This is a genomic window from Streptomyces sp. NBC_01197 (assembly GCF_036010505.1).
Classification (GTDB): domain Bacteria; phylum Actinomycetota; class Actinomycetes; order Streptomycetales; family Streptomycetaceae; genus Streptomyces.
The window spans coordinates 1,074,581-1,088,091 of sequence record NZ_CP108569.1; the positions used below are offsets into that span (position 1 = coordinate 1,074,581).

11 protein-coding genes are annotated in these 13,511 nt (G+C 71.0%); 5 read left to right on the forward strand and 6 right to left on the reverse strand.

Annotated features, from left to right (window positions below; translation table 11 throughout):
* The first annotated feature begins 76 nt into the window (after window positions 1–76).
* Window positions 77–922, forward strand: coding sequence for a COG4705 family protein (locus OG452_RS04805; RefSeq protein ID WP_327294363.1), 846 nt, complete (start codon window positions 77–79; stop codon window positions 920–922).
* 127 nt (window positions 923–1,049) lie between these two features.
* Complete coding sequence (locus OG452_RS04810) at window positions 1,050–2,099, forward strand: lipoate--protein ligase family protein (protein WP_327294364.1); 1,050 nt, start codon at window positions 1,050–1,052, stop codon at window positions 2,097–2,099.
* A gap of 33 nt (window positions 2,100–2,132) precedes the next feature.
* On the opposite strand, the gene OG452_RS04815 is transcribed toward OG452_RS04810, so the two are convergent.
* Window positions 2,133–3,131, reverse strand: coding sequence for a TIGR03842 family LLM class F420-dependent oxidoreductase (locus OG452_RS04815; RefSeq protein WP_327294365.1), 999 nt, complete (start codon window positions 3,129–3,131; stop codon window positions 2,133–2,135).
* Between the two features lie 357 nt (window positions 3,132–3,488).
* On the opposite strand from OG452_RS04815, the gene OG452_RS04820 reads away from it, so the two are divergent.
* Window positions 3,489–4,073 carry a nuclear transport factor 2 family protein gene (locus OG452_RS04820; protein WP_327294366.1) on the forward strand — a complete coding sequence of 195 codons (585 nt, stop codon included), beginning with the start codon at window positions 3,489–3,491 and terminating at the stop codon, window positions 4,071–4,073.
* Window positions 4,074–4,124: 51 nt separating this feature from the next.
* Here OG452_RS04820 and OG452_RS04825 read toward each other — a convergent pair whose 3' ends face one another.
* The gene (locus OG452_RS04825; protein WP_327294367.1) at window positions 4,125–4,517 is read right to left on the reverse strand and encodes an ArsR/SmtB family transcription factor; all 393 of its coding nucleotides are present in this window, start codon (window positions 4,515–4,517) and stop codon (window positions 4,125–4,127) included.
* A 95-nt stretch (window positions 4,518–4,612) separates the two neighbouring features.
* Here OG452_RS04825 and OG452_RS04830 point away from each other — a divergent pair, with 95 nt between their 5' ends.
* Complete coding sequence (locus OG452_RS04830; RefSeq protein ID WP_327294368.1) at window positions 4,613–6,574, forward strand: heavy metal translocating P-type ATPase; 1,962 nt, start codon at window positions 4,613–4,615, stop codon at window positions 6,572–6,574.
* A gap of 145 nt (window positions 6,575–6,719) precedes the next feature.
* Window positions 6,720–7,685 (forward strand): cyclase family protein, encoded by a 966-nt coding sequence (locus tag OG452_RS04835; RefSeq protein WP_327299508.1) that lies wholly within the window; start codon window positions 6,720–6,722, stop codon window positions 7,683–7,685.
* Window positions 7,686–7,715: 30 nt separating this feature from the next.
* Here OG452_RS04835 and hydA read toward each other — a convergent pair whose 3' ends face one another.
* From hydA to ggt, 4 genes are all read right to left on the reverse strand, one after another.
* Window positions 7,716–9,119: a dihydropyrimidinase gene (hydA, locus tag OG452_RS04840; protein ID WP_327294369.1), complete on the reverse strand. Its 1,404-nt coding sequence runs from the start codon at window positions 9,117–9,119 to the stop codon at window positions 7,716–7,718.
* Window positions 9,120–9,169: 50 nt separating this feature from the next.
* Window positions 9,170–10,450, reverse strand: coding sequence for an aspartate aminotransferase family protein (locus OG452_RS04845; protein ID WP_327294370.1), 1,281 nt, complete (start codon window positions 10,448–10,450; stop codon window positions 9,170–9,172).
* Window positions 10,447–11,289, reverse strand: a complete 843-nt coding sequence (locus tag OG452_RS04850) for a nitrilase-related carbon-nitrogen hydrolase (protein ID WP_327294371.1) — start codon at window positions 11,287–11,289, stop codon at window positions 10,447–10,449. The genes OG452_RS04845 and OG452_RS04850 overlap by 4 nt, the downstream gene beginning before the upstream one ends.
* 225 nt (window positions 11,290–11,514) lie before the next feature.
* Window positions 11,515–13,341 (reverse strand): gamma-glutamyltransferase, encoded by a 1,827-nt coding sequence (gene ggt / locus OG452_RS04855; protein WP_327294372.1) that lies wholly within the window; start codon window positions 13,339–13,341, stop codon window positions 11,515–11,517.
* Between the last annotated feature and the right edge of the window lie 170 nt (window positions 13,342–13,511).

Sequence of the window (13,511 nt, forward strand, 5' to 3'; positions counted from 1 at the left end):
TCGGATTTCACCGGACCGGGAGCGCCGGGACGGTAGTCGACGCGGCGCCCGGCGCCCGGAGGGGTGACAGAGAAGCATGCGAGAGCCAGTGGGCCGAACGGCCGCCGGACCGGCGCACGCGGTGCGCAGCCCGCAGGGGCGGGCCCGCGGACGGGCCGTGTCGGGGTGGAGCAAAGTACCCGAGGTGACGGTCTGGTTCTGGGTCGTCAAGGTCCTCACCACCGGGATGGGTGAGACCGCGTCGGACTATCTGGCCAAGACACTCGGCCCGGTCCTGGCCGGAGGTCTGGGGCTGATAGGTCTGGTGGCCACGCTGGTACTCCAGTTCCGCACCACCCGCTACGGTGCCTGGACCTACTGGTCGGCGATCGTGATGGTCAGTGTCTTCGGCACGATGGCCGCCGACGTCGTCCATGTGGTGGTGGGCGTCCCGTACGAGGTCTCAGCGGGGGGCTTCGCGGTCGTCCTGGCAGCCGTGCTGATGACCTGGTACGCCTCCGAGGGCACCCTCTCCATCCACAGCATCCGCACCCGCCGCCGCGAGGGCTTCTACTGGGCGACCGTGCTCGCCACCTTCGCCCTGGGCACCGCGGTCGGTGACCTCACCGCCGGGACGCTGCACCTGGGCTACCTCCCGTCGGGTGTGCTCTTCGCCGTCCTCATCGCGGTCCCGGCGCTGTGCAGGCGCTTCCTCGGACTCAACGCGGTGGCCGCGTTCTGGTGGGCGTACGTCCTGACCCGGCCGCTCGGAGCCTCGTTCGCCGACTGGATGGGCGTGTCCTCGCACCGCGGCGGACTCGGCTGGGGCACCGGCCCGGTCAGCCTTGCCCTGCTGGTGCCGATCATCATCCTGGTGAACCACCTGGCCGTCAGCGACCGCCGGCAGACCCCGAAGACGCCGGTCCCGGCCCCGGCCGACTGACACACGGCGGAATGACCCCGCCGGCTCCGGCGTTGTTGCTAGCCGCGGCACTACTAGCTAGTAGGCCCTGGCCGGAGCCGGCGCGCGGTGGATTCGCGGGCGGGCCGGCGGATCTGGAGGCACGGCTGTGCATGGTGAGTACAAGATCCCGGGCGGCAAGCTCGTCGTCGTCGACCTCGATGTCGAGGGTGGCGCGCTGCGCAACGTCCGGGTGGCCGGGGACTTCTTCCTGGAACCGGACGAGGCGATCCTGGACATCGACGCGGCCCTGGAAGGCGCTCCCGCCCACGCCGACGCGGCCGCACTCGCCGCCCGGATCACCGCCGCGCTGCCCCCGGCCGCCGTGCTGCTCGGCCTCTCGCCCGAGGGTGTCGCGGTCGCCGTACGCCGGGCCCTCACCCGGGCCACCGAGTGGAGCGCCCACCGCTGGCAGCTGATCCACGACCGCCCGCAGTCCCCCGCCCTCCACATGGCGCTCGACGAGGTCATCACCGCCGAGGTCGCGGCCGGCCGGCGCCCGCCGACGCTGCGGGTCTGGGAGTGGGCCGCCCCCGCGGTGATCATCGGCAGCTTCCAGTCCCTGCGCAACGAGGTCGACCCGGAGGCCGCCGAGCGCCACGGCGTCACGGTCGTCCGCCGGATCTCCGGCGGCGGAGCCATGTTCGTGGAGCCGCGGAGCACCATCACCTACTCCCTCTCGGTACCCGAGTCGCTGGTGTCCGGCCTCTCGTACGCCGACAGCTACGCGTATCTGGACGACTGGGTGCTCGGCGCGCTGGGTGACATGGGCATCAAGGCCTGGTACCAGCCGCTCAACGACATCGCCACCGAGGCGGGCAAGATCGCGGGCGCGGCGCAGAAACGTCTCGCGGGCGGCGGCGTGCTGCACCACGTGACCATGGCGTACGACATCGACGCCGACAAGATGACCGAAGTGCTGCGCATCGGCCGCGAGAAGCTGTCGGGCAAGGGGATCGGGAGCGCCAAGAAGCGCGTCGACCCGCTGGCCCGGCAGACGGGCCTGCCGCGCGAAGAGGTCATCGAGCGGATGATCGGGTCCTTCCGCAGCCGTTACGGCCTCGCCGACGGCAGCGTGACGGCGGAAGAGCTGGCCCGGGCACAGGAGTTGGCGGCGGCCAAGTTCTCCACTCCGGAGTGGACGGCGCGGGTGCCCTGACCGCCGGGGCCGGGTGCCCCCTCGCGGCGAGGATCAGGCGAGGGCCGGGATGATCCGCTCGCCGTACGCGTCGATGACACTCTCGCGCGCGTCGTGCATCGCGTACACCGCGAACTGGTCCACGCCCAGGGCCCGCAGCGCCAGCAGCTTCTCGATGTGCGCCTCGGCGGGGCCGAGCAGACAGAAGCGGTCCACGATCTCGTCGGGTACGAACTCGGTGTCCGGATTGCCGGCCCGGCCGTGATGGCTGTAGTCGTATCCCCGGCGCTGCTCGATGTACGTGGTGAGCGCGTCGGGGACCAGTGCGGAGTGCTCCCCGTAGCGGGCCACCAGGTCCGCGACGTGGTTGCCCACCATCCCGCCGAACCAGCGGCACTGCTCACGGGCGTGGGCCAGGTCGTCGCCGATGTACGCGGGCGCGGCGACGCAGATCTTCACGGAGTCCGGGTCCCGGCCCGCGTCGGAGGCGGCCGTCCGCACCGCCGCGATCATCGACTCGGTGAGGAAGGGGTCGGCGAGCTGGAGGATGAACCCGTCGGCCCGCTGCCCGGCCAGCGCGAGGGCCTTGGGCCCGTACGCGGCCATCCAGACCGGCAGTTTCCCGTCCTCGACCCAGGACAGCCTGAGCGGCCGGCCGTCCACGTCGGCCTCGCGTCCCTCGGCCAGGTCGCGGATCACGCCGATCGCTTCGCCCAGCGTGGCCAGGGTGTTGGGCTTGCGCCCCGCGACCCGCATCGCCGAATCGCCGCGCCCGATACCGCAGACCGTGCGGTTGCCGTACATCTCGTTGAGCGTGGCGAAGGTGGACGCGGTGACCTCCCACGTCCGGGTGGACGGGTTGGTGACCATGGACCCGACGATCAGGCGGGTGGTGTGCTCCAGGATGCGGCTGTAGATGACGAACGGCTCCTGCCAGAGGACGGCCGAGTCGAAGGTCCAGCCGTAGCGGAAGCCGTTGCGCTCCGCGCGCCGCATCAGCCCGACGACGGCAGAAGCGGGAGGATCGGTCTGCAGGACGAGTCCGAAGTCCAAGGTGTGGCCTCCTGGTGCGGATGCGGATTGCGGGGGTTCCGGCGACGCGAGGTCCGATGAAGCAGGATCCGGTAAGACAGGTCCGGTGAGACGGGGTCCGGTGAGACTGGGACCGCTGAGGCGGCGGCCGGGCAACGCGCAGCCGGGCGGAAGCGGTCCGCGTCCCGGGAGATCCTTCCACATCGGGCCGTGCAGAAGCCTGCGCGACAACGTCTCGGACGCGAGTCGCGAGGGGACAATCCTGGACCTCTTGCCGGGCCTTGGGAAGACGGCCGCGCAGACGCCCGACCGCCGGACGGGGGACCTTGTGTAGCGTCGCACGGGTCGACAGCACTGTGTACTTATAGGGAGAACGAGATGACCGTGAGCACGCGCGTCGAGGACCGATCCGCCATCGCCGACCTGATGACCGGGTGGATACACCGCGATCTGGGTGAGTGGGAGCAGCTGGGTGAGCTCTTCCACCCCGACGGCACCATCGAGATCAGCTGGTTCGAAGGGCCGGCCGGTGAATTCGTGGCCGCCTCCGCCCGGATGGGCGCGTCCTACCTGCGGTCCAAGCACCAGATCGGCGGCCCGTCGATCACCTTCAACGGCGACCGGGCCCTTGTCGAGACCAGCTCGATGCTCATCGGCGAGAACGTCGCGCTCGACCTCGGCTTCACCGCCCACAACCGCTTCTGGGACCGCGTCGAGAAGCGTGACGGCGACTGGCGCATCGTCCACAGGGCGAGCGTGTACGACATGAGCTCGTTCAACTTCCTCGCGAAGGTCCAGGACATCGACGAGAGCACCGTCCGGCGCCACCCGCGCGAGTACGCGGCCCTCGCCTACGTCCTGGAGAAGTCCGGTTACCCGGTCGCCCGTGAATTCCCCACCAGGAACAGCGAATTGGAGGCCCGGATGAAGGCGGCGGGCCGGGCCTGGCTCGACGAAGCCTGAACGCCGCGCGGGACCGGCCGCCGCACAGCCGGGCAGCGATCCGCGCTCCCGTCAGCGCACTGACGGTGCGGCACTCCCCGGAACGTCGGCCGGGCTGTCGCGGACGCCCAGCCGCAGGTGCTCGACGTGGTAGAGCGCCTGGTCGAGGAGTTCGGCCACGTGGTTGTCGTAGAGGGCGTAGATGATCGAGCGGCCCTGGCGCTCACCGGTGACAAGGCCGAGGTTGCGCAGCAGGCGCAGTTGGTGGGAGCAGGCCGACGGCTCCATGTCGACGGCGGCCGCCAGGGCGCTGACCGAGCACGGGCCTTCCTGGAGCCGGGCCAGTATGTGCAGCCGCGAGGGGGTGGCGAGAGCCTGGAGCGTCGCGGCGACATCAGCGGTCCCGACCGCGTCGAGACGCTCGCGGGTGGTGGCGCTGCCGGTGGTGTCGACTTGATGACCCATGGGGCCATCGTACCCACGACACGTGAATACCTCTTCAGGTATTCCTGTACGGTGGGCATGTCGCCGCCGGTCCGCCCGCGAAGGGTCGTTTCGTCATGTCCTCTGTCCTCGACCAGCACGCCGCGCCCGTCACAGCCGGGCCGCCGCCCGCCCCTCCGCGCCGGCGCACCCGCGTCCTGGCCCTGCCGGAGGCGCGGTGGGCGCTCGCTTCGCTGGTGCTGTTCCTGCTCGCGCTCCCGCTGAGCCTGCTCGGCGCCCCGGCGTGGGCGTTTGGCCCGCTGTTCGCCGCCGCGTACCTCACCGGCGGGTGGGAGCCGGGGTGGGAGGGCCTGAAGGCCCTGCGGGACAGGACCCTGGACGTGGATCTGCTGATGGTGGTCGCCGCCGTCGGTGCCGCGGCCATCGGCCAGGTCCTGGACGGAGCGCTGCTGATCGTCATCTTCGCTACCTCCGGCGCGCTTGAGGCGCTCGCGACCGCCCGAACCGCGGACTCCGTACGCGGTCTGCTCGACCTCGCACCCGCCACCGCGACCCGGCTGCTGCCCGACGGCGGCGAGGAGACGGTCGCCGCCGAGGAGCTGGGCGTCGGGGACACCATCCTGGTGCGGCCGGGCGAGCGGGTCGGCGCCGACGGCCGGATCCTGGACGGCGCGAGCGATCTCGATCAGGCCACCATCACGGGCGAGCCGCTGCCGGTGGCCAAGCGGACGGGCGACGAGGTGTTCGCCGGGACCGTGAACGGCACCGGCGCCCTGCGCGTACGGGTCGAGCGGGACCCGTCGGACTCGGTGATCGCGCGCATCGTGAAGATGGTCCAGGAGGCATCCGAGACCAAGGCCCCCACCCAGCTCTTCATCGAGAAGATCGAACAGCGGTACTCGATCGGCATGGTGGCCGCCACCCTCGCCGTCTTCGCCGTGCCCCTCGCGTACGGCTCCGGGCTCCAGCCCGCGCTGCTGCGCGCGATGACCTTCATGATCGTCGCCTCGCCCTGCGCGGTGGTGCTCTCCACCATGCCGCCGCTGCTGTCCGCGATCGCCAACGCGGGCCGCCATGGCGTGCTGTCCAAGTCCGCCGTCGTCATGGAACGCCTCGGGCAGGTCGACGCCGTCGCCCTGGACAAGACCGGCACCCTCACCGAAGGCACTCCGCGCGTCACCGCGCTGCGGCCCCTGCCCGGCACCGGCCTGACCGACGACGCGCTGCTGACCCTGGCAGCCGCGGCCGAGCACCCGAGCGAACACCCGCTCGCCCGCGCCGTCGTCGAGGCCGCCCACGAACGTCGCCTGCCGCTGCCCGATGCGCTCGACTTCGCATCCACGCCGGGCCACGGAGTCCGGGCCACCGTCGACGGCCGCTCCGTCACGATCGGCTCCCCCGCCCGTCTCCTGCCCTCCGCCACCGGGCCCGTACGGGAGTCGGTGCGGGAGTTGGAGGACGCCGGACAGACCGTGATGCTGGTCCTGCACGACGGCTCTCCGGCCGGTCTCATCGGGGTCGCGGACCGGCTGCGGCCGGACGCCGCCGTCACCGTCGCCGCCCTCACCGAGCTGACCGGACGCGCCCCGACCCTGCTGACCGGCGACAACGAACGTGCCGCGCGGCACCTGGCCGGCCAGGTCGGCATCACCGATGTCCGCGCCGGACTGCTCCCCGAGGACAAAGTCGCCGCCGTCCGGGAGTGGGAAGGCGAGGGCCGCAAGGTCCTGGTCGTCGGCGACGGCGTCAACGACGCCCCCGCGCTGGCCGCCGCACACACCGGAATCGCCATGGGCAGGGCCGGCAGCGACCTCGCCCTGGAGACCGCCGACGCCGTCGTCGTACGCGATGAACTCGCCACCGTCCCGACCGTCCTGACGCTCTCCCGCGCCGCCCGGCGCCTGGTCATCCAGAACCTCGTCATCGCGGGCGTGTTCATCACCGCCCTGGTGGTCTGGGACCTCGTCGCCACGCTGCCGCTGCCGCTCGGCGTCGCCGGTCACGAGGGCTCAACCGTGATCGTCGGCCTCAACGGCCTGCGCCTGCTGCGGGAAGCGGCCTGGAAGAGTCCGTCCTGACCTGCGCACGCGGTGGCATGGGTCCCTGCTGGTCCCCGACGAGGCCCTCACCAGCGGATGCCGGCACGACGGTGCAATCATGGACGGGCCGCCGGCCAGCATCCCCGGCCGGGCGGCGCACCAGCTGCAGCACGGAGGAGACCAAGTGGGCCTGAACCGCCACGACCCGGAAGGCGCGATCGCCGAGTCCGCCAAGGCGTACTCGAACTGGGGGCGGTGGGGCGCCGACGACGTACTGGGCACCCTGAACTTCCTCGACGAGGCCAAGCGCCGCGAAGGCGCGGCCCTCGTGCGCCGCGGCGCCAGTTTCTCGCTCTCGCAGAGCTTCGACATGAACGGCCCGCAGAACGGCTGGCGGCGGCGCACCAACCCCGTCCACACCATGCTCGACACCGGCACCGACGCCGCCCTGGGCCACCAGGGCTTCCCGCACGGGATGGGGGGCGCCGACGACGTGATCACGATGCCGTTGCAGTGCTCCACCCAGTGGGACGGCCTCGGCCACATCTTCGACCACGGCGTGGCCTGGAACGGGCGGGCGGCGGAGCACGTCGTCACCTCCGCCGGTGACCAGGTCACCGGGGTCGAGCACATGGCCCCCTACGTCGCGGGGCGCGGTGTCCTGCTGGACGTGGGCCGGTTCGCCGGCGGCGGACAGGGCGAGCTCCCCGACGGTTTCGCCGTCACCGAGGAACAGCTGACCGCCACCGCGAAGGCCCAGGGTGTCACCGTCGGACGCGGCGACATCGTGGTGGTGCGCACCGGACAGCTCACCCGCGTCCGCCGCGAAGGCTGGGGCGAGTACGCGGGCGGACCGGCCCCCGGTCTCTCCTTCACCACGGCCGGCTGGCTGCACCGTACCGAGATCGCCGCGATCGCCACCGACACCTGGGGCTTCGAGGTCCGGCCCAACGAGTTCGAGTCCGCGTTCCAGCCGCTGCATCAGGTGGTCATCCCCAACATGGGCCTGCTGGTGGGCGAGTTGTGGGATCCCGACGCACTCGCCGACGACTGTGCCCGCGACGGCGTGTACGAGTTCTGGCTCACCGCCGCCCCGCTGCCCATCACCGGAGCCGTCGGCTCTCCGGTCAACCCGATCGCCGTCAAGTAACGCGATCGCGTCGCGTGCGCCGCCGCGGGCTCAGTGCGCGTACTCGCCGAGCCCGCGCGGCACATAGGCACCGTGGCCCGCGTGGCCGGTGTACTCACGGTTGTCGATCACCGGAACACCGCGCGAGAGCACCGTCTCCACCCGACCCGTCACCCGCTTGCCCTCGTACGCCGAGTAGTCGACGTTCATGTGGTGCGTCGCGGCGGACATGACCTGCTCGGCAGCCGGGTCGTAGACCACGATGTCGGCGTCCGCGCCGGGGGTGATCGTCCCCTTCTGCGGATACAGACCGAACATCCGCGCAGGCGCCGCGCAGGCGATCTCGATCCAGCGGCGGCGGCTGAGGTGCCCGTCGACAACGGCCTGATGGAGCAGGTCCATACGGTTCTCGACACCCGGCATACCGTTCGGGATCTTCGAGAAGTCGCCCTTCCCGAGGTCCTTCTGGCCCTTGAAGCAGAACGGGCAGTGGTCGGTGGAGACCACCTGCAGATCGTTCGAGCGCAGCCCGCGCCACAGCGCGGCCTGGTGCTCGGCCGGACGCAGCGGAGTGGAGCAGACGTACTTGGCGCCCTCGAAGCCGGGCTCCGCCAGGTTGTCGGTCGAAAGGAAGAGGTACTGCGGGCACGTCTCGCCGTAGACAGGGAGGCCTTCGTCCCTGGCCTTCGCCAGTTCGGCGACGGCCTGCTGCGCCGACACGTGCACCACATAGAGAGGCGCGCCCGCCACCTGGCTCAGCTTGATCACCCGGTGCGTCGCCTCCGCCTCCAGAAGCGCGTGGCGGACCTCGCCGTGGTAGCGCGGATCCCGCTCGCCGCGGGCCAGTGCCTGCTCCACGAGGACGTCGATCGCGAGACCGTTCTCGGCGTGCGTCATGATCAGACCGCCGTTGGACCCGGCACGCTGCATGGCCCGGAGGATCTGGCCGTCGTCGGAGAGGAACACACCCGGGTACGCGGTGAACAGCTTGAACGAGCTGACGCCGCCCGAGACGAGCCGGTCCATCTCCTTGAGCGAAGACTCGTTCACATCGGACATGATCATGTGGAAGGCGTAGTCGATCGCGCACTTCCCGTCCGCTTTCCCGTGCCAGGCGTCGAGCCCTTCACCGAGTGATCCGCCCTTGGACTGGATGGCGAAGTCGATGATGGTCGTCGTGCCGCCCCAGGCCGCCGCCCGGGTCCCGGTCTCGAAGGTGTCGGACGCGAAAGTGCCGCCGAAGGGCATCTCCATATGCGTATGGGCGTCGACCCCGCCGGGAACCACGTACTTCCCGGTGGCGTCGATCGTACGGTCGGCGGTCCAGGCGTCCGCGGCGGCGGAGCCGTGCGCGGCGAGAGCAGCGATCCGGCCGTCCTCGATGAGGACGTCGGCGTGGGTCTCCTCCGCGGCGGTGATGACGAGACCGCCGCGGACCAAGGTGCGGGTACTCATGGTGATCTGCTCCCTCTCTCATACACCGGTGCGCGCTGTGGAACCGCCGACTACCCCGCGTGCAGCGCCTGTTCGAGGATGGCCGCGCCCGCTTCGGCCTCTGCGACATTGAGCGAGAGCGGCGGGGCGATGCGCAGCACGCTGGTGTCGTGCCCGCCGCCCTTGCCGATCAGCAGCCCGCCCTCCCTGGCCGCCTCCAGGACGGCCGCCGCCGCCTCGGGGTTGGCTTCCTCGGTGCCGGGCTTCACCAGCTCGACGCCGATCATGAGGCCCCGGCCGCGCACTTCGCGTACGAGCGGGGACTGCGCGCCGACGGCCCGCAGCCGTTCGAGCAGGAGGCCGCCGATCCGGCGTGCGTTGCCCTGGAGGTCGTGTTCCAGGAGGTAGGTGAGGTTGGCGAGGCCCGCGGCCATGGTGACCGGGGAGCCGCCGAAGGTCGAAATGGAGTTGGCGTCCAGGCAGTTCATGACGTCGGCGCGGGCGACGACACCGCCGATGGACATACCGTTGCCGATGCCCTTGGCGAAGGTGAGGATGTCCGGCGGGCCGTTCTCGGCGTGCGCCTGCCAGCCCCAGAAGTGGTCGCCCGTGCGCCCCCAGCCGGTCTGCACCTCGTCGGCGATCCAGAGGATGCCGTGCCGGTCCAGCACTTCGCGGAACGCGGCGTAGAGGCCGTCGGGCGGGGCGGTGAAGCCGCCGACGCCCTGGATCGGCTCGGCGATCAGCGCCGCCGCGTCATGGGTGTGGCCGAGCAGGTCCTCCAGGTCGGCGACGCACGCCTCGATGAACCGGGCGTCGCTGAGCTGCGCGTACGGGCCCCGGCTGCGGACACCGCCGTGTACGTAGAGCGTCTGGAGCGGTGAGAGGCCGGTCGGCGACCAGCTGCGGTTGCCCGTGATGCCGACGCTCGTGAAGGAGCGCCCGTGGTAGCTGTTGCGCATCGCGAGGATCTGGCTGGACCTGCGGTACGCGGTGGCCAGGAGCAGCGCGGTGTCGTTGGCCTCGGTCCCCGACGTGGTGAAGAAGACGCGGGCGTCCGGGATCCCGGAGAGCGTCGCGATCCGCTCGGCCAGCTCCACCATCGGCCGGTTGAGATAGAGCGTCGATGAGTGCACCATCCGGCCGGCCTGCTCGCTGACCGCCTTGGTCACCTCGGGCAGGGCGTGCGCGGTCATGGTGGTGAGGATGCCGCCGAAGAAGTCGAGGTAGCGGTTGCCGTCCGCGTCCCAGACGTGCCGGCCCTCACCGTGGGTGATCTCGATCGGCTCCCGGTAGTAGGTGGCGAGCCACTCGGGGAGGACGGCCTGATGCCTGTTGTAGAGGTCGCTCACGGCTGCACCAGCCCGTGGTACGCGTCCGGCCTGCGGTCCCGGTAGAACGCCCACTGCTGCCGGACCTCGTCGATGAGCTTCAGGTCGAGGTCGCGGACGAGGAGTTCCTCGCTCTTGTCGTCGGCGACTGCCCCGACGAACTGGCCGCGCGGGTCGACGAAGTAGCTGGTGCCGTAGAAGTCGTTGTCCCCGTACTCCTCCTGGCCGACCCGGTTGATGGCGGCGATGAAGTACTCGTTGGCGACGGCGGCGGCGGGCTGCTCCAGCTGCCAGAGGTAGGCGGAGAGACCGCGCGAGGTGGCAGAGGGGTTGAAGACGATCTGTGCCCCGTTCAGGCCGAGTTGGCGCCAGCCCTCCGGGAAGTGGCGGTCGTAGCAGATGTACACGCCGACCTTGCCGACGGCCGTGTCGAAGACCGGCCAGCCCACATTCCCCGGTTTGAAGTAGTACTTCTCCCAGAAGCCCTTGACCTGCGGGATGTGGTGCTTGCGGTACTTGCCGAGGTACGAGCCGTCGGCGTCGATGACGGCCGCCGTGTTGAAGTAGAAGCCCGACTGCTCCTGCTCGAAGACCGGAACCACGATCACCATGCCGGTCTCGCGGGCGAGTTCCCGCATCCGGGTGACGGTCGGGCCGTCGGGCACGGACTCCGCCCAGCGGTAGTGCTCGGCCTCCTGCACCTGGCAGAAGTACGGGGCGTTGAAGACTTCCTGGAACCCGATGACCCGCGCACCCTGACGGGCCGCCTCGCGGGCGTGCTCCTCATGCTTGGCGATCATGGATTCGGTGTCGCCGGTCCAGGTGGCCTGGACCAGTGCGGCGCGTACGACGTGGGACACGAGCAGCTCCTTCAACAGGGCGCCACGAAGCTCTACGCACGTAGACGGGTTGCGTAGGAGGAGAACGTAAGCCTCGTCACACACTGGGGCAAGACCATCGCCGTTAACCGGCCGAGTCGATCACGTTTCGCCTCTTCGTGATCATCCGTCATCGGCCGTGATCAGATTGCGTGCCCGCCTCCGCGCGGCGGCCAGGATCCTTGGCCGGCCGCCGCGCGCGGTCCCTCAGGGGCGCCCGTCCGGGCGGACCACCATCGCGGAGCCGCCGCCCCGGCGGACCGGTTCCGCCGCGGCCAGCCAGCGGCCGTCCGGCAGCCGCTGCACCCCGGTCGCCGCGCCGATCTCCGGGTTGAGCGTGAACGAGTGCCCGAGCGCCTCCAGTTGACCCCGCAGCGGGCTGTTGTACAGGGCTGGTTCGAGCTCGGTGGTGGCGGCGTTGCGCTGGCTCGCCCGTGGCGCGGCGATCGCGTCCACCAGCGGCAGCCCCCGGTCGAGATGGCCGATGAGCGTCTGGAGCACGGTGGTGATGATGGTCGCGCCGCCCGGCGATCCGACCGCCACGACCGGCTTCCCGCCCTGCAGCACGATCGTCGGCGAGATCGACGAGCGCGGCCGCTTCCCGGGCCCCGGGAGGTTGGGGTCGTGCACCGACGGACTGGCCGGGGCGAACGAGAAGTCGGTCAGCTCGTTGTTGAGCAGGAACCCGCGGCCCGGCACGGTCATCGCGCTGCCGCCCGTCTGCTCGATGGTCAGCGTGTACGCGACGACGTTGCCCCACTTGTCGGCCACCGTCAGATGCGTGGTGTTCTCACCCTCGTACGTGGTGGGCGCCGCGCTGCCGCTGTTCCGGCACCGCTCCGGGTGGCGCGGGTCGCCCGGCGCCAGCGGGCTGGTCAGGACCGCGTCATCCTTGATGAGGCAGGCGCGGGAGTCCGCGAAGCGCTGGGAGAGCAGCTCCTTGGTGGGTACGGACTCGAATGCCGGGTCACCGACCCAGCGGCCCCGGTCCGCGAAGGCGATCCGGCTCGCCTCGATGTAGTGGTGCAGATACTGGACCTGCGACGCCTTCGAAAGGTCCGTGCGCTCCAGAATGTTGAGCGCTTCGCCGACCGTCGTACCGCCGGAGGACGACGGCGCCATGCCGTACACGTCGAGTCCGCGGTAGGAGGTCTCGGTGGGGGCGCGATGCAGCGGCCGGTACGCCCGCAGGTCCTCGGCGGTCAGGTCCCCGGGGCGGGCGTTGCGGGTCGAACCGGGTGCCAGGTCCGGCTTGCGGACAGTACGTACGATGTCCTGTCCGAGGCTGCCCCGGTAGAGCTCGCCGACGCCCTTGCGGCCCAATTCCTCGTAGGTGCGGGCCAGATCGGGGTTCTTCAGCGTGGAGCCCACGGCGGGCGGCTGCCCGCCGGGCAGGAAGAGCTTCGCCGTCGCGGGGAAGTCCGCGAAGCGCGCCTGGTTGCCCTGCGTCTGGCTGCGGAAGGTCGGGTCGACCGTGAAGCCGTCCGTGGCGATCCGCTCGGCCGGTTTCAGCACCGCCCCCAGGGACTTGCGGCCCCAGGAGGCGAGCGCGGAGTCCCAGGTGGCGGCGGTGCCGGGCGTGCCCACGCTCAGACCGCTGGTCACCGCGTCCGCGAAGGGCAGCGGTTTGCCGTTCTCAAGGAAGAGCGAGGAGTCGGCGGAGCGCGGTGCGGTCTCGCGGCCGTCGATGGTGCGCACCCGGTGGGATTTCGCGTCGTAGTAGACGAAGTAGCCGCCGCCGCCGATGCCCGCCGAGTAAGGCTCGGTCACGCCGAGGGCGGCCGCCGTGGCCACAGCGGCGTCCACCGCGTTGCCGCCCTCACGGAGCACCTCGATGCCCGCGGCCGACGCGTCCTGGTCGACACTCGACACCGCGCCGCCGTATCCGACCGCGACCGGAGACTTCGCCGCCGCGGTCCCCCGGGGCTGTCCCGGTGGCGCTCCGGCGGCGGAGGGCGGCGCGGTCGCGCCCACCGACAACAGGGCGGCGGCGACGGCCAGATACGAGAGCTTCCGGACGGTGACACGGCGCATCCATGACCTCCAGCGGAGAGACGTACGGCGCAGGGTAGCCCGCCTGCCACCCCTTCGTCATGGACACGTCGATAGCCGACGGCGGTCGCCTCGCACCACCCGGCCAGGTCGTCCGGACAGATCGTCCCAGGTCTTGGGGGTTACATCGATGACATCCAAGTCCAACGTCA